Below are 17,108 nucleotides of genomic sequence, written 5' to 3' on the forward strand. Positions count from 1 at the left end.
AATTGAAAGAAAAGATATTATGCAAGAAAATTACTTAGCAAAATGGTTGAACAACGAGCTCACAGAAGAGGAGTTGGCGACTTTTAAAAAGTCTGCTGAGTATGCTTCTTATGAGAAAATAGCCAAAGCTTCTAACAAGCTTAAAGCTCCAGAATTTGACCAAAACAAAGCTTGGGAACAACTAAAAGACAAAACAAAAACCAATAGAGCATCTAAAGTGGTTGTTTTAAATCCGTTTAAGAATTTCCTTAGAGTTGCTGCGGTTATTGCTATACTTCTAACAGGCTCTTATTTCTTTTTAAATTCTTTAGACCAAACGTATGAGTCTCAACTGGCACAACAGACCGAGTTGGTCTTACCTGATAATTCAGAAATTGTTTTGAATGCGGCATCAAAAGTTTCGTTTAGTGAGAAAAAATGGGACAAAAAAAGAGCCGTTGCCCTAGATGGTGAGGCCTTTTTTAAAGTTGCCAAAGGAAAAAAGTTCACGGTAACCACCTCTTCTGGAAAAATAGCAGTTTTAGGTACGCAGTTTAATGTAAAAAATAGAGATGGCTTATTTACGGTTTCATGTTTTGAAGGTCTTGTAAGTGTTACCTATAATTCTAAAGAAATTAAATTGCCTGCTGGTAATTCTTTTACCGTAATTAACGGCAATGTTAGTAAGGGTACAGCACAACGCAATGGACAGCCATCTTGGCTAAATAAAGAAAGTAGCTTTACTAGCACACCTTTAGAATATGTTTTAGCTGAATTTGAAAGACAATTTAATATTAAAGTAGAAACCCAAAATATTAATACTAATAAGCTATTTACAGGTACTTTTAGTAATAGCGATATTAATTTAGCGTTGAAAAGTATAAGCACTCCTACCCAAATTCGTTTTAAATTAGGCAAGGAAAAGGTACTTTTCTATGACGAGAATACACCTTAAGTTTCTAATTCTTTTTGTGGGGCTAATTTTTGTCCCTAGGCTATCATTGGCGCAAGAAACCAAATCTTTGCGTGAGGTAATAGTGCAGGCCGAAGAAAAATTCAATGTAAAGTTTTCTTTTGCAGATGAATCTATTACAAATCTGCAAGTAACCGTTGAGGAAACAGATTCTCTTACCAATTTTATTGCTCAAATTAAAGCGCAAACAGCTTTAGAGATTTCTACTATTAGTGAGCGTTATTATGCCATTGTGTTAACAAAAACAGTTTCTATTTGTGGTTTTGTACTCGACAATTATGCAAAAAATTCTATACCCGGTGCATCAATTGAACTATTAGGAACAGAAAAGGCTTTGGTTACCAATTTAGATGGTAGCTTTTCATTAGAAAACCTCTCAAGAGATGCTTCGCTACGTTTTCGATATCTGGGTTATGAAACTAAAATTGTACCCGTTTCTGACTTTCTTCAAACTAAAGAATGTGTAAAAATTTTATTAGCTGAACGTAGAGAACAATTACGAGAAGTTGTTGTTTATCAGTTTTTAACTTCAGGAATTACTCGCGAAAAAGATGCCAGTATAGCCTTAGACTTAAGTAAACTCGGGGTTTTACCTGGGGTTATTGAGCCAGATATTTTACAAAGTGTTCAAGCGTTGCCTGGCATTAAAAGTATTGATGAAACCGTTTCAGATATTAACGTAAGAGGTGGCACTAATGACCAAAACCTAATTCTATGGAATAATATTAAAATTTATCAGTCCGGACACTTTTTCGGACTTATATCAGCCTTTAATCCTTACTTAATTAAAGACGTTTCTATTTTTAAAAACGGGACACCCTCAAATTTTGGTGATGGCGTAAGTAGTGTAATTAGTATGAAAACTAACAATGAGCTTAGCGGTTATTTTACAGGTGGAGGCGGTATCAATTTTATTACGGGTGATATGTATGGTCAATTTCCGATTAACGATAAAACAGAATTACAATTCTCAGCAAGGCGCTCAGCTACTGATTTTTTAAACACCCCAACTTATAACAGTTTTACAGAACGAGCGTTTCAAGATTCTGAGGTTCAAAATGAACAAGGACAAAATACTACCGAAGATTTTGAGCGTAATGAAGATTTCTACTTCTATGATTTTTCTGGAAAGGTTTTATACAATTATAATGAAGACCATAAATTACGCTTGAGTTTTATTGTAATGGACAACGATTTGGATTATTTAGAAACCAATCTAAACACCAATGAAACCACACAAAGCTTTTTAGACCAAACCAATATTTCGGCAGGCTTGCAATGGCTTGCACAATGGTCTTCTAATTTTAGTTCAGAGGCCAATGTATATTTTTCAAACTATGACCTCAATGCTATTGGTATAGAGGCCAATCAAATTCAACGACTAAATCAAAAAAATCAGGTTGATGAACGTGCATTAAAAATAAATACTTTGTACAAAGCCCATAAAAGAATTAATTGGCAAAATGGGTTTCAATATGTAGAAACAGGTATCACAAACAAAGCTTTTGTTACCCAACCACCTTTTGATACTAATAGAAAAGGAGTTATAAGAATATACGCCCCATTTACCTCGATTACCTACAATTCTTTTGAAGATAATTTTATTACGACTATTGGTTTAAGAGCTAATTATATTGATAACCTAGGTACGTTTACAGCATTACTTTTTGAGCCTAGATTAAATATGAATTTTAAAATTGCTCGCAACCTAAGAGGGCAAATATTAGGTGAATTTAAAAGTCAGACCACCAATCAGGTAATTGATTTAGAGCAAAATTTTTTAGGGGTTGAAAAAAGACGATGGATACTTTCTGATGATGCTGATTTACCAATTACCAAAAGTAAGCAAGGCTCAATTGGAATAAATTACGACTATAATGGCCTGTATCTTGGAGGCGAAATATTTTATAAAAAAGTTGATGGCATAAGTGTACTAACACAAGGTTTCCAGAATGAAAATCAGTTTAATGGCGATGAAATTGGCGGCTATGATGTTAAAGGATTTGAGTTTTTAATTAACAAAAAAACTGGCCTATTTAGCAATTGGTTAAGCTATACGTACAATACCAATAATTACACTTTTGAACACATACCTCCAAATTCTTTTCCAAACAATTTAGATGTACGGCATAGTATTACAGCAGCAACTACATTTCAAAAGAAAAATTTAGGATTAGCATTGGGTCTTAATTACCGCACCGGAAAGCCTTTTACTAAACCTAATGAAGATAATCCACTTAATGTTCAAGTTTTTCCGGCTGAAATTAATTATGAAGAACCCAACAGCAGCAGACTGCCAGAATACTTAAGGTTAGATGCCTCGGCAACTTACAATTTTCAGCTTAGTAGAAGCATCAAAGCAAAAGCAGGCGTATCACTATTAAACATTACGAACAGAAAAAACATTTTAAACACCTATTACCGCGTAAATAGTTCTAATGAAATTGAGACTATAGAAAATAAATCGCTAGGTCTTACCCCCAATTTAACTTTCAGAATTAGCTTTTAGATTTTCTAGTTTAGACATCAATACTATGTGCGGAAAAGATATTGCTGCGAGTAAATATAGAATAAGGGTGATAAAATAATCTGTGCGCTCTTTAAATACTAAATACAGTATAAGCAAGCCAAATATTGAAATACTGTAGTAAAGCCAAGAAGACTTTAAGTAAGACAACCAAGTTTTTTTATTGTAATCACCATATAACAAATAAAGTTGATCTTTAATAGAGGGAAAACTATGCCAGAAAATAAAATAAATTGCGAATGCCCAAGAGAGGGAGGCTACTTCAAAAACCACATATAAAACACCGAGTAACAAGACCTCAGCAAACCAATTTAGCTGTATTTTTTTTAAAATAGCATAGGCAGTTATAACACCAAAAAAAAGACCGGCCGAAACCCAAAATATGAGCTCAATATTTAACGTGTTATTTCCTGTGAACTCAACTATTATCATTTCTACTTTGTTTATTTTTTTGTAAAATAACATAAACAATATTAATGAACCGTAAGAAACAAATAAAGCCCAATCAAATTGAGATTTAACTTTGATTTTTTGAGCAAAATGTTGCTCACCAAAATGATAAGCGCTTATAATCAAGAAAAAATAAAAAGCCCATTGAGCGGATACCAAAAACAAAAGTGATACGCCTACTATCGCAGCCACATACATATATAAGTAATTGTTTTTCTTTTGTTTATCTTTTTTAACCTTGTTTATGAGTTGTATGTCATTTGCACCGTGTAAAACCCCAAACGTTAATATTAAAAAATACGCAAGGCTATTCTGTATACTTTCTGGTAGTTGCGTAGACAACCATAAACAAAAAAACGTAGCAACAATTAACCAATTTCGCATTTTAACCATTCATTGTTTAAATATATCTCAAAATTTTTAAACAAATATTATGATTTAATTGTTTAACTTTTATTTATATTCGTTAAACAAATTGCTAAAACTAATTTCATGAAAACATTATTATTTAATTTACCGTTGTTTGCAGACGTAACTAAAATTGCAAATGACGACTATGTAGGCTTTACCTTTTTTGTTGGTTGTATGGCCATGATGGCAGCTTCTGCCTTTTTCTTTTTATCAATGAATGATTTTGATAAAAAGTGGAAAACTTCAATTCTGGTTTCAGGATTAATCACATTTATTGCTGCAGTACATTATTGGTACATGAGAGACTATTGGGGAAGCGTTGGTGAATCTCCAACATTTTTCAGGTATGTTGACTGGGTATTAACGGTACCATTAATGTGTGTGGAGTTCTATTTGATTCTTAAAGTAGCCGGAGCTAAGAAATCATTAATGTGGAAACTTATTGGATTATCTGTAGTAATGCTAGTTACAGGCTATTTAGGTGAGGCCGTGTACAGAGACCAAGCATGGTTATGGGGTCTAATCTCAGGTATAGCTTATTTTGTTATTGTTTATGAGATATGGCTTGGTAGTGCTAAAAAACTGGCTGTTGAGGCTGGAGGCGCAATACTTAAGGCACACAAAATGTTATGCTGGTTTGTACTTGTAGGCTGGGCTATTTATCCTATTGGTTATATGGCAGGAACTCCTGGATGGTACGACGGTATTTTTGATGGTTTAGCTATGGATGTTGTTTACAATATAGGTGATGCTATTAATAAAATTGGATTTGGTTTAGTGGTTTACAGTGCAGCAGTTGCCGCACGTGCAAAAGCTTAATCCAATATATTTGTTCGCTTAACTTAGTTAGTTAGATTAAAGGCTTCATTTTCATGAAGCCTTTTTTATTGATTCAACATTTTTTCTAAATAACTATGCATTTCAGAATACTTTGATTTTAACTCACTTCTACTTTCAAAAAAACTTTCAACCAGAACAGCAAAGAATTCAAAAAAGTTAGTGGTGGCATAGGTTCTAAAATAGGTGTCGTTTGCTAGTTTATTTTGAAAAGCTGCACTGTTATAGATTTCACTCAATTTACGTAAACCCACCTTAAAACGCTTGGCCTCCCAACTACCTCTTTTTCTTGTTTCAATCATTAAAGCATGGGCAATCTCATGTAATCCAAGATTTACATTATCATTTGGAATTCTAAAACCTTCCTTTACATCTTCCGCAGAGAACACCAATGTTTTAAGTCTAGGATTGTACTCTCCAATATGATGCCTTTTAGCAATTTTAGAGTAATATTTTGAGGGGTAAACTACCACTCTTTTAATAGCGTTCTCAAACTTGTATGACTTTAAGCCCATGGTTACCAAAACCGCAGAAGCAGCCACATAAGACTTTATCTCCTCTTTGTTTTGTATATCACCGTAAAAAACAAAAGGTTTTTTAGAAATAAACCATGCAAACCTTTTTAAGAAAGTCTTTTTCTGCGCTGAATTAAAATCTTGGAAAGGAATAATATTTTCAGCTATGAAATGGCGTTCAGCTATTGTTAGTTTTTTTACGGGATGTAGAAGGTTATAAATAGAAAATTTCTCTTCTTGATGCCACTCATAAAACGCTTTTAGAAAAACAATTAGTAAACCTGCAACTAAAAGAACTGCGTAAACTTGTTTTTCTTCTTCTGTATAGCCCATTACATACGTTCTGGAACCTCTACTCCTAAAAGTCTAAATGCCAACTGAATGGTTTCTGCTACTTTTTTACTTAGTTGAATTCTAAAATGACGTTTATCTTGATTCTCTTCTCCCAAAATTGAAACCTGCTGGTAAAAAGAGTTAAACTCTTTTACCAAATCGTATACATAGTTTGCTATTAAGGCTGGACTATAATTATTTGCAGCTTCTTGCACTTTTTCTGGAAATAACTGAATGGTTTTTAGCAGTTCTTTTTCTTTTTCGTGTAGTTCTAATGTGGTTGAAACCGTTGCAACTTCAATATTTTCTGCTTTTCTTAAAATGGATTGAATTCTGGCGTATGTGTATTGTATAAACGGCCCCGTATTGCCTTGAAAATCTACAGATTCTTCCGGATTGAATAAAATTCGCTTTTTAGGGTCAACTTTTAAGATATAATATTTTAATGCCCCAAGGCCTATTGTACGATACAATTCTTTCTTCTCTTCATCAGAATAACCATCTAGTTTGCCTAATTCTTTTGAGATTTCTTCCGCCGTTTCTTCCATGTTCTTTATTAAATCATCGGCATCAACAACGGTACCTTCTCTACTTTTCATTTTACCTGAAGGCAAATCAACCATACCATAACTTAAATGATACAATTTTTCGGCCCACTTATAACCCAGTTTTTTCAGAATTAAGAACAACACTTTAAAATGATAGTCTTGCTCATTACCAACTGTATAGACCATACCGTTAATATCCTCAAAATCTGTTACTCGCTGAATTGCTGTACCAATATCTTGAGTCATGTAAACTGCTGTACCATCTGCACGAAGCACAATTTTCTCATCTAATCCATCATCGGTTAAATCTATCCATACACTTCCATCATCTTTTTTAAAGAAGATGCCCTTGTCTAACCCCTCTTTTACAACATCTCGGCCCAATAAATAGGTGTTACTCTCATAATATAACTTGTCAAAATCTACCCCTAAATTTTTATAAGTTGTTTCAAAACCAGTATATACCCAAGAATTCATGGTTTTCCATAATTGCACTACTGCTTGGTCACCAGCTTCCCATTGGCGCAACATTTCTTGAGCTTCTAAAAGAATCGGTGCTTCTTTTTCGGCCTGCTCTTTTTCTTTACCTTGTTTAACTTGCTCCTCTATCTGAGCTTTGTAAGTTTTATCAAAAGCTACATAATACTTACCTACCAAATGGTCTCCTTTTAAACCTGAAGATTCTGGAGTTTCACCTTCTCCAAATTTTTGCCAAGCCAACATACTTTTACAAATATGTATACCGCGGTCGTTTATAATTTGTGTTTTGTACACTTTATGACCGGCAGCCTTTAAAATTTCGGCAACAGAATACCCTAATAGGTTGTTTCTTATATGACCCAGATGCAGAGGTTTGTTAGTATTAGGAGAAGAATACTCCACCATAATGGCATCTTTTGAGTTTGGTTTTTCATAACCAAAAGTGGCAGAGGTGTTTATACTATTGAAAAAATTAAGGTAATACACATTGCTTACCACCAGGTTCAAAAAACCTTTTACCACATTAAATTTTGCTATTTCGTCTACATTCTCCTCTAAATAGGCTCCTATCTTTGTGCCTATTTCAATAGGATTTCCTTTTACAGTGCGTAACATAGGAAAAACAACCACGGTGATATCTCCTTCAAAGTCTTTTCTAGTAGGTTGAAATTCTACTGAAGGTAGCTCCGCATCGTAGACTGCCTTAACAGCTTCTTTAACCTTTTGCTCCAAAACCAACTGTAACTCCATTAATTCTGCATTTTAAGTGGGCAAAACTACGTTTTTATGACAAGATTAAGAACCTAAATGCTCGTTCAATCTTAATTTTAAAGAAAACCATTGCATGAATCATTTACAGGTTGCCAAACCCATTTTGGCTTCATCAAATATTTCTAAAACAGTTGAATTTTACCACAATATCCTAGGTTTTTCTATTGTTAGTTGGAAAAATAAACAATATGCTACCGCGCATAAAAACAACATTTGTATTCGTTTTTGGAAGCGCAACAGCAAGATTCACACTAAAAACACCAGCTGCTATATTAGCCTCAAAGCCGTAAAAACTCTTTTTGAGGAGTTTAAAAAGCAATGCGTAAAACATGCTAATGCGCTATTAAAAGACCAACTCTAGAGAATGCAAGAATTTGCCATTTCGGGTAGTAATAACATGATAAAATTTGGAGAACCTATAATTACAAACTAATGTTAGTAAACGTATCTTACAACGATAAAAAAATAAGAGAAAAAATTGATAGCGAGGTGGGTAAACCGTTTACGCTCAAAGAACGCATTAAATTAGCAGGTATTGGTTCCCCTAAATTAGAAATAACCGAAGCTAGCGTTGAAATTAGAAACCTTTTAATCTTAGATAACAACGCAGATTGCTGTAATATTGAAATGCGCCCCAACGGCATAATACTTGGTTTTAGGTCATTATTAGAGTCTTACGCACTAATTATTCCTTTTTACAAACTAACCATTTATAAAGGAGATTTGGCTGTTTACAGTATTTACAAAGACCACTACTTTGTTAAGGTTAAGGCAGACACTAAAGCGGTACAAAAGTTTTTTAAAAAACTATTAGACTATAAAACCGATAATAGACCAACTTCAATTGAAGATTTATGAAAATTCTACTTACCGGGGCTAACGGTTATATAGGAATGCGAATTTTACCGCAACTACTAGATATGGGCCATGATGTGGTTTGTGCAGTACGTGACCAAAATAGATTGTCTATTGATAAAGAAACTCGTGAAAAAGTTGAAATAATTGAAATCGACTTTTTAGACGAAATTCCTAAAAATCCTATCCCAAAAGATATTGAAGCGGCCTATTATTTAATTCATTCTATGACCTCATCAATTTCAGATTTTGATGAGAAAGAAGCTAAAGCTGCCAAAAAGTTTAATGAGTTGGTTTCAAAAACCCAACTTAAGCAAGTTATTTACTTGAGTGGAATAGTTAATGATGAACAATTATCTAAACATTTATCGTCTAGAAAAAATGTTGAAGATATCTTATATCAAGGTGAATTTAGCCTTACCGTTTTAAGGGCTGGTATTATTGTAGGTTCTGGTAGTTCATCGTTCGAAATTATTAGAGACCTGTGTGAAAAACTTCCTTTAATGATTACTCCTAAATGGGTACTTACCAAAACCCAGCCCATTGCCATAAGAGATGTAATAGCTTTTTTGTCTGGAGTTTTGGGAAATAAAGATACCTACAACCAATCTTTTGATATCGGTGGTCCAGACGTGCTTACTTATAAAGAAATGCTGCATAAATATGCAAAAGTAAGAGGGTTTAAAAATTACATTTTCACTGTTCCAGTAATGACGCCAAAGCTATCTTCATACTGGTTATATTTTGTAACGTCTACCTCATATAAATTGGCAGTGAACCTCGTGGATAGTATGAAAATGGAGGTGATTGCCAAAGACAATAAACTGCAACAATTACTTAATATTAAAACACACTCGTACGAACAAGCTATTGATTTAGCATTTAAAAAAATTGAGCAAAATCAAGTAATAAGTAGTTGGAAAGATAGTATTGCTAGCGGACAGGTAAAAAAGAATTTAGAAAAATACATTCAAGTTCCCAAATATGGTGTTTTAAAAGATGTTCAAACTCTTAAAATCGAAGATTCAGAAAAAACGCTAGAAAATATTTGGCGAATTGGTGGCGAAACTGGCTGGTATTATGGTAGCTGGCTTTGGAAAATTAGAGGGTATCTAGACAAACTCAATGGAGGACCAGGATTACGAAGAGGCCGAACCAACCCAGATAGAATTTTTCCTGGTGATGCTTTAGACTTTTGGCGTGTACTACTAGCGGACAAAAAGGCAAAACGTTTGTTACTTTTTGCTGAAATGCGATTACCAGGTGAAGCATGGTTAGAATTTAAAATTGACGATAACAATGTTTTACATCAAACTGCAACGTTTAGACCAAAAGGATTAAAAGGCCGCTTATATTGGTACAGCGTATTACCATTTCACTTTTTTATTTTTAATGGAATGATTAAAAATATAGCCCAAGCATAAATTTTGGCCTAAATTTTGAATAACTCTAAAAAGTAAACAAAATACCAAGCAACCATTTAGCTAAAATTGATGTCTTTAAGATATCATAGCAATCAAAAAACTAAATATGAAACCAACAACCTTTTTACTATTTGGGTTTTTATTATTGGCATTTAAAGTTTCGGCTCAATCCTATTCTGGTAAACTAATAGACGCTAAAACCAAAAATCCTATACCGTATGCTACTATTCAGTATAACATAAATGAAGGTGTTGTTACCAACGAAGAAGGTAACTTTAGTTTTTCATTAGCCTCCAACTCTAAACTAGACTCCATTTATATTTCTAGTATGGGCTATGAGAAAACTGGTTTTTCTTTTTCACAATTCAATGATAGTATTATCGCACTCAAACCAAAAGCTATAAACCTAAGCGGAGTTTACGTTTTTGATAAGAATTTAGAAGTTGATGAAATTATTGAAAAAACAATTGAAAACTTAGAAAAAAACCACTCCCCAACTACCACTAAAAAACGTTTCTTTTTAAGACAGTCTGACCATACTGTTATGCAAAAGGTTACTGTAGATTTTGAAAAATCAACCATTGCTGAAATTAATAAAGCTTTTATAGACAGTGCTATCAGCACTTTTCCAAGAAAATATGCCTATTACACAGAAACGTTAGGAGATTACTATCAAAAGAAAGATGACGACTTTAGCGCTAAGCTTGAGGTTGTAAAAGCGGCAGAACTTTACGATAAAAGTCAAGAAATATCCTTCGAAAGTTTCGGAGAACGCATGGAAGAAATCTTAGAAAAGCGATTAAAAAAAGATTCGTACTTAAAAATAAAATCAGGTTGGTTTGGCACTAAAGTTCAGGTTGACTCTATTTTTGAAGCCTCAGATACCACCAATACTGAAGAACGGGTTACCGACACGTATTTACTAGACAATAGAAAACAAAATCTAAAAAACTTACATGAACGCTTGTTCTCAAAAGATTACGCCCTAGATGTTTTACAAAAACACAAACGCTATGATTTTGAAATTGTAGGTTTTACAGATATCGAAGATTTAGGGGTGTATGTTATAGATTTTAAAAGCAAAGGTAAGGGCGAGTTTAACGGAACTCTTTACATAAATGTTGACGATTTTGGTGTTGTTAGAATCGACTACGAGAATATAAAGTCTGTAAAAAAATTCAAACTATTAGGATTCTCTTTTAATCAGCACACTTATAATGGTAGTATGGTTTACACCAAAACACCTTCTGGAACGTATACCCTAAAATTTGCGAGACACAATAACGGTTCAAAATTTGGTGTAGATAGACCTTTAAAAATTGTAGAGAAAAATAAGTTCGTAAAAGGTAGAAGAAAACAAAACGAATTAAAACTAAATCTAGATATTATTCAAACCCAATATTCCACTAATGAATTAGTAGTTTTCGCGGTAGAGAATAGCAATTTAGAACTATATAATGGTGTTATTGAAGACAAAAATATTGAAGCAGTTTACCTACCTGCTTATGACCCAAATTTTTGGAGCGGATATAACATTATTGAACCCAATCAGGCCATTAAAGAATTCACGATTGAAGACGCTGAATAGTTCAGCTCAGAAAATGTTGTGAAAAGCTTGATTTTTGATGTCATTTAAGACAAGAATTTAACTGAATTTCAGTTATTTATAATACCAATCTTACTATGAGCTGGATGAAAAATACCATTCTTAGCCTTTTGTTGCTTTTGCTAGGTGGCACAATTACCACCTACGCACAAACCTATTCTTCGACCTTATTGGATGCAGAAACAGAACAGCCAATACCTTATGCAGCTGTTGTTTATGGTAAAGAACAAGGCGTTATTACCAATGAAGAAGGCAAATTTTCTTTTACTATTGATCATACCATAAAACCTTTAGACACCATACAAATTTCCTGTATGGGTTATGAAAGCAAGGGTTTATTACTCAATCAACTCAAAAAGCCAACTATCCATTTAACTCCAGGTGGATTTTCATTAATAGGTGTTGATTTAATGGGTAGAGGATTAACTGCAGAGGAAATTGTAGAACGTATGGTTGATAGTATACCAGTGCGCTACAATCAAATGCCCGTGCAAAAGAAATTCTTCTTAAGACAATCTACTTACGACCAATTAGACGAAGCCAAAATTGTCTTAATAAATAGCACGATACCTTACGTGAATCCTGCTAGCATAGACACCTTAGTTAGTCAATTACCAAAATCATCTGAATACCATACTGAAACACTGGGTACACTTTATAAGGTAGAAGAAGATATCAAAATTAAAGTAGATAAGGCTACAGAAATCTATGACAAAGAAAGACAAGCTACATTTAACAATGTTAGTCACCAACTTGAAAAAATGTTGAGTAAGCATGTAAAAGAAGACTCTTATTTTAAGTTGAAAACCGGTCCTGTTAGCGCTAAACTCGATTTAGATACTATCATTGGAAGACCATCTTTAGCGGTTGATTTAAACGATAGTATTCGAGGTTCTATTAAAAGAAACTATCTAGCTAGTAGAGAGAACCGTTTAAAAGATATTGAGACCCAAGTTTTTGGAGAAAACTCGCGTCTTGAAGTAATTGAAAAACGAAAAAAGTATGCCTTTACCAAGCATGAAACCATTGAAAAGGATGATCAACGCTATTATGTAATTACTTTTGAACCTAAAAAGAATGCAAAACTACAAGGCAAAATGTACATAAATGCCTTAGACTTTGCATTAACTAGAATTGAATACACAAATCTAGAACCATTAAAGGCTGTTAAGTTTTTGGGTGTAAAATACAATGAACCCGTTTATGAAGGTGTCGCAGAATATACCAAAATGAAAAATGGCAAATACGAGTTGAACTTTTCTAGATTGCAACACATTATCTTTATTAAAGCTGCTAGACCTGTAAAGATTGCAGAGAAAAACAAAAATGTTGCTGGCAGAAGAAAGCAAAATGAAATTAATATAGAGCTTTACTTAACCGCCAAAAGTACAAATGTTTTTGAATGGGCTGCATTAGAAACCAAAGGCTCTAGCAAAAGTATGTTTGATATGGTGCCTCAACGAAAAATTTTAGAGGTAACCTATAAAACCAAATATGATAAAGAGTATTGGAAAGGATTATCAATTATAGCCCCTACCTCTGCATTAGAAGATTTTACTACAATTAAATAATTAGGCCCTAGGAAGAAATACCTCAGCCATCATACATCTTGCTGAACCACCACCACAGGTTTCAATAGTATCTAAAGGACTGTGAATTATTTCACAGTGCTTTTCAATAGCATTAACCTGGTCTTTACGCAAACTCTTATATGCCTGAGAACTCATAACCATAAACCGCTGACCATTAGCACCAATCACTTGTAACATATTACCAGCAAAGGAATGCATTTGTTCTTCTGTAATTGTTATAATTTCTTTACCGTCTTTTTTAAGATGGTCAATTACATTTTTACGTTCCTTTTTATCATCAATAGTATCTAAACATATTACAGCAAAAGTTTCTGCCATAGCCATCATTACATTGGTATGATAAATAGGTAGGCGCTTACCATCAACAGTTTGATTGGCAGTAAAAATCACCGGAAAACAGTCAAAATCTTCACAGAATTCAATGAATAACTCTTCATGAGCTCGCTCTGATAATGCGCAATACGCCTTTTGATGAACTCTATCTTTTAGAATGCTGCCCGTACCTTCTAAAAAAACACCTTCTTCTTCGGCTGCTGTGTAATCTTGAATAGAATTGATAACGAATCCTTGTTGCTCTAAAAGCTCAAAAATATCTTCTCTGCGCTCTCTTCTTCTGTTTTCGGCAAACATTGGATACACAGCAACTGTTCCGCTTACATGAAAAGAAACCCAATTATTAGGAAAAATAGAATCTGGCGTATCTGTTTCTAATCTATCATCAACAACTATAACTTCAACTCCGTTAGTACGCAATACGGCTACAAAATCATCAAATTCTTTTTTAGCTTTTGTATTTACTTCATCATTTTTAATTTTAAGTTCTTCCTGAAAATAATTATTAACTGCAGTTTGCTCGTTCATTCTAAAAGCAACTGGTCTAACCATTAAAATGGTATTGGTGATTTGTATTGACATAAATTAATCTCTTATTAATGGTAACGTACTACAACGTAAAAGTCCTTCTTGTTTTGCTATTTCAGCATAGGGTATCTCTTCTACAGTAAAACCCTGTTCTCTTAGCCAATTATTTAATCTAGTAAAGTTCTGTTCAGAAACCACTACCTCTGGTGAAATGGAAAAAACATTACTATACATTTGATACATTTCATCTTTAGTTATCTCAAAGACATTCTGCTTACCAAAAAAATCAACCAACCAGGTATACTCGTCTTCTATTAAAAAGCCATTTTTATGTAAGATAGCTTTGCCCTTACCCAAAGGTTGAAAACAACAGTCTAAATGCAATGCATTTTCTTTTGCGTTTGTATTAGATTTTCGCAATTCAAAAGACCTAACCTTTTTTTGCGGAAATTGTTTCTTTAAAAAAGCAACAGCTTCTTTATTTGTTCTGGCTGTTATAAATGAAGCATAATCCTCTCCAGTATAAGTGCCTACAAAAATATAATCGTGCCAAGGCATTACATCTCCACCTTCTATATGTACTTCTTCTGGAGGTCTTATTATATGTTTTGCATCTATCTTATTTAAAACATGTTGAATAGCCTCATATTCACGCTCTCTATCAGGTAAAATGTTCGAATGAAAAATCTTGTCTTCAATAACAAATGCAATATCTCTAGCAAAAATCTGGTTACAATCTTTAATAATTGTGGGTCTAAAAACCTGAACATCGTACTTTTTGAGTACTTTCTCAAAAGCATCCATTTCTAGAATCATATCAGCTTCTTTTGGATATGTACCCGCTAAAATGTGTTCTAAAGATTTTGGGTCATAGGTGTCTTCTGGCTTTGGTATTGGGCCTATTTCTTTTGCAATGCCTAAAACCACAGCTTTTAACGTGTTTACTTCATTAATAACATTCAATTTCAACATACCTTTTTAATTAGAACAAATCAACCGCTTTATTTTACCATTCATATTTTATAAATGACATTTCATTTAATTTTTTAAACATTTCAAAGTTGTTTTTTCGCAACTATTTATTATATTAGTAAGAAATAACCTACATGAAAACAACTACCCCCGTATTCCCAGTTATTTTAATTGTATTTATATATGCAACATTTAGCTTGCTGATTGTTAAAAATCAAAATTATAAACTTTTTAAGTTTAATAGAAATGAATCACTATCGGAAATTCAAAGGGTATCTTATGACTCTAATTATCTAGTTGTAGATGACCATAAACACGACCTAGTAAGTAATTCGTCTGCGCAATTGGTCTCACAAATATTATTACAACAAACCACTATTATTAGTGAAGCCTACACCAACAAAATTAAAGCACATTTATCACAACTAGATTTTTCTGGCAAACACGAATTATTAAATACTATTCTAGAGGAAAATATGCATGCGCTTTTAAAAATAAATGATGGTAATACACATCAAGCATATTACCATCAACATTGTATAACTTTTGCTAAAAAAGAATTAGCAGCATTAGGTTCAATTCCTAGCGTTCATTAATTTTTTTGAATGATCTATGGTTTTCACCGGTATAAATTTGTCGTGGTCTTCCAATAGGTTCTTTTTTAAGCCTCATTTCTCTCCATTGCGCAATCCAACCTGGCAATCTTCCTAATGCAAACATTACGGTAAACATTTCTACTGGAATACCTAATGCTCTATAAATAATACCAGAATAAAAGTCCACATTAGGGTATAGTTTTCTATCTACAAAATACTTATCCTCCAAAGCTTCTTTTTCTAGTCCTTTAGCAATATCTAGAATAGGATCATCTATTCCTAAATCTCCTAATACTTCGTCTGCCGATTTTTTAATTATTCTTGCTCTTGGATCAAAGTTCTTATAGACTCTATGACCAAAGCCCATTAATCTAAATGGATCATTCTTATCTTTAGCTTTTGCCATGTACTTTTTGGTATCACCACCATCTTCTTGTATAGCTTCTAACATTTCTAACACGGCCTGATTGGCCCCACCGTGCAATGGCCCCCATAATGCAGAAATACCAGCAGATAATGATGCAAATAATCCAGCGTGAGAAGAGCCAACAATTCTCACTGTTGAGGTTGAACAGTTTTGTTCATGATCGGCATGCAAAATCAAAAGCTTATCTAAGGCCTCGATTACTAAAGGATTTCTCTTATACTCTTGATTAGGTCTTTTAAACATCATTTTATGAATGTTTTCTACATAACCTAAGCTATCATCTCCATAATCTAATGGCAGCCCCATTTTTTTGCGCATTGCCCATGCAACTAATACGGGAAATTTTGCTAAAATACGTACGATTGAAGTATACATTTTTTCTTCTGAAGAAACGTCTACTGCACTCGGGTTAAAAGCAATTAAAGCACTTGTTAATGAAGATAGAACACCCATGGGATGTGCTGATTTTGGAAAACCATCCAAAATCTTTTTCATTTCCTCATCTACATGAGATTCTGCCTTAATATCAGCGTCGAACTTTTCTAATTGTTCTTTGTTGGGTAACTCACCAAAAATTAATAGGTAAGCAACTTCTAAAAAATCTGCATGCTCAGCAAGCTCTTCTATAGAATAGCCTCGATAGCGTAAAATACCTTTTTCTCCATCTAAAAAGGTAATTGCACTCTCACAGGAACCAGTATTTTTATATCCGGGATCTAAAGTTACTAGACCTGATGCGCCCCGTAACGTTTTAATATCTATCCCCATTTCTCCTTCTGTGCCTTCTGTTACCGGAAATTCATACTTTTTTCCTTGAAATTCTATTGTTGCTGTTAGTGACATTTATTTTGAACTATTTTTTTTGAATAAGATTGTAAAGTTAAGGATTCAGCAAGGGTTTAACAATTGAAATACGCAATTTTGAATACTTCTTAACAGATTGTCTTAAAA

General features: G+C 33.5%; 14 protein-coding genes. 8 read left to right on the forward strand and 6 right to left on the reverse strand.

Features of this window, described 5'->3' with window-relative positions:
• The first annotated feature begins 19 nt into the window (after positions 1-19).
• Both H5V42_RS11805 and H5V42_RS11810 read left to right on the forward strand, forming a co-directional pair.
• On the forward strand, positions 20-934 hold the full coding sequence (locus tag H5V42_RS11805) for a FecR family protein (protein ID WP_185783381.1): 915 nt from the start codon (positions 20-22) through the stop codon (positions 932-934).
• Positions 915-3,461 carry a TonB-dependent receptor gene (locus H5V42_RS11810; RefSeq protein ID WP_185783382.1) on the forward strand — a complete coding sequence of 849 codons (2,547 nt, stop codon included), beginning with the start codon at positions 915-917 and terminating at the stop codon, positions 3,459-3,461. The genes H5V42_RS11805 and H5V42_RS11810 overlap by 20 nt, the downstream gene beginning before the upstream one ends.
• Here H5V42_RS11810 and H5V42_RS11815 read toward each other — a convergent pair.
• Entirely contained in the window at positions 3,438-4,313 is an 876-nt protein-coding gene (locus H5V42_RS11815) for a Brp/Blh family beta-carotene 15,15'-dioxygenase (protein WP_185783383.1), read from the reverse strand. The two genes, H5V42_RS11810 and H5V42_RS11815, sit on opposite strands and share 24 nt — an antisense overlap.
• A 108-nt stretch (positions 4,314-4,421) precedes the next feature.
• Between H5V42_RS11815 and H5V42_RS11820 the strand changes: the two genes are divergently transcribed.
• Complete coding sequence (locus H5V42_RS11820) at positions 4,422-5,159, forward strand: bacteriorhodopsin-like (protein WP_185783384.1); 738 nt, start codon at positions 4,422-4,424, stop codon at positions 5,157-5,159.
• A 65-nt stretch (positions 5,160-5,224) separates the two neighbouring features.
• On the opposite strand, the gene H5V42_RS11825 is transcribed toward H5V42_RS11820, so the two are convergent.
• Together H5V42_RS11825 and argS are read right to left on the reverse strand one after the other, a co-directional pair.
• A complete protein-coding gene (locus tag H5V42_RS11825) occupies positions 5,225-6,025 on the reverse strand; it encodes a zinc-dependent peptidase (RefSeq protein ID WP_185783385.1) in 801 nt (266 codons plus the stop codon).
• Positions 6,025-7,803, reverse strand: coding sequence for an arginine--tRNA ligase (argS, locus tag H5V42_RS11830; RefSeq protein ID WP_185783386.1), 1,779 nt, complete (start codon positions 7,801-7,803; stop codon positions 6,025-6,027). The genes H5V42_RS11825 and argS overlap by 1 nt, the downstream gene beginning before the upstream one ends.
• Positions 7,804-8,256: 453 nt before the next feature.
• On the opposite strand from argS, the gene H5V42_RS11835 reads away from it, so the two are divergent.
• The 4 genes from H5V42_RS11835 to H5V42_RS11850 all read left to right on the forward strand — a co-directional run bounded on the left by H5V42_RS11835 (position 8,257) and on the right by H5V42_RS11850 (position 13,280).
• Positions 8,257-8,682 (forward strand): hypothetical protein, encoded by a 426-nt coding sequence (locus H5V42_RS11835; protein WP_185783387.1) that lies wholly within the window; start codon positions 8,257-8,259, stop codon positions 8,680-8,682.
• Entirely contained in the window at positions 8,679-10,103 is a 1,425-nt protein-coding gene (locus H5V42_RS11840; RefSeq protein ID WP_185783388.1) for an SDR family oxidoreductase, read from the forward strand. The genes H5V42_RS11835 and H5V42_RS11840 overlap by 4 nt, the downstream gene beginning before the upstream one ends.
• 106 nt (positions 10,104-10,209) lie before the next feature.
• Entirely contained in the window at positions 10,210-11,691 is a 1,482-nt protein-coding gene (locus H5V42_RS11845) for a carboxypeptidase-like regulatory domain-containing protein (protein ID WP_185783389.1), read from the forward strand.
• Positions 11,692-11,786: 95 nt separating this feature from the next.
• A complete protein-coding gene (locus H5V42_RS11850) occupies positions 11,787-13,280 on the forward strand; it encodes a carboxypeptidase-like regulatory domain-containing protein (protein ID WP_185783390.1) in 1,494 nt (497 codons plus the stop codon).
• On the opposite strand, the gene ctlX is transcribed toward H5V42_RS11850, so the two are convergent.
• Positions 13,281-14,216, reverse strand: coding sequence for a citrulline utilization hydrolase CtlX (gene ctlX / locus H5V42_RS11855; RefSeq protein WP_185783391.1), 936 nt, complete (start codon positions 14,214-14,216; stop codon positions 13,281-13,283).
• A 3-nt stretch (positions 14,217-14,219) separates the two neighbouring features.
• Positions 14,220-15,134, reverse strand: a complete 915-nt coding sequence (locus H5V42_RS11860; RefSeq protein WP_185783392.1) for a dimethylarginine dimethylaminohydrolase family protein — start codon at positions 15,132-15,134, stop codon at positions 14,220-14,222.
• Between the two features lie 134 nt (positions 15,135-15,268).
• On the opposite strand from H5V42_RS11860, the gene H5V42_RS11865 reads away from it, so the two are divergent.
• Positions 15,269-15,730 carry a hypothetical protein gene (locus H5V42_RS11865; protein ID WP_185783393.1) on the forward strand — a complete coding sequence of 154 codons (462 nt, stop codon included), beginning with the start codon at positions 15,269-15,271 and terminating at the stop codon, positions 15,728-15,730.
• On the opposite strand, the gene H5V42_RS11870 is transcribed toward H5V42_RS11865, so the two are convergent.
• The gene (locus tag H5V42_RS11870) at positions 15,717-17,000 is read right to left on the reverse strand and encodes a citrate synthase (RefSeq protein WP_185783394.1); all 1,284 of its coding nucleotides are present in this window, start codon (positions 16,998-17,000) and stop codon (positions 15,717-15,719) included. The genes H5V42_RS11865 and H5V42_RS11870 overlap by 14 nt on opposite strands.
• Positions 17,001-17,108 lie beyond the last annotated feature (108 nt).

The organism is Croceivirga lutea, from assembly GCF_014235875.1.
Classification (GTDB): Bacteria; Bacteroidota; Bacteroidia; order Flavobacteriales; family Flavobacteriaceae; genus Croceivirga; species Croceivirga lutea.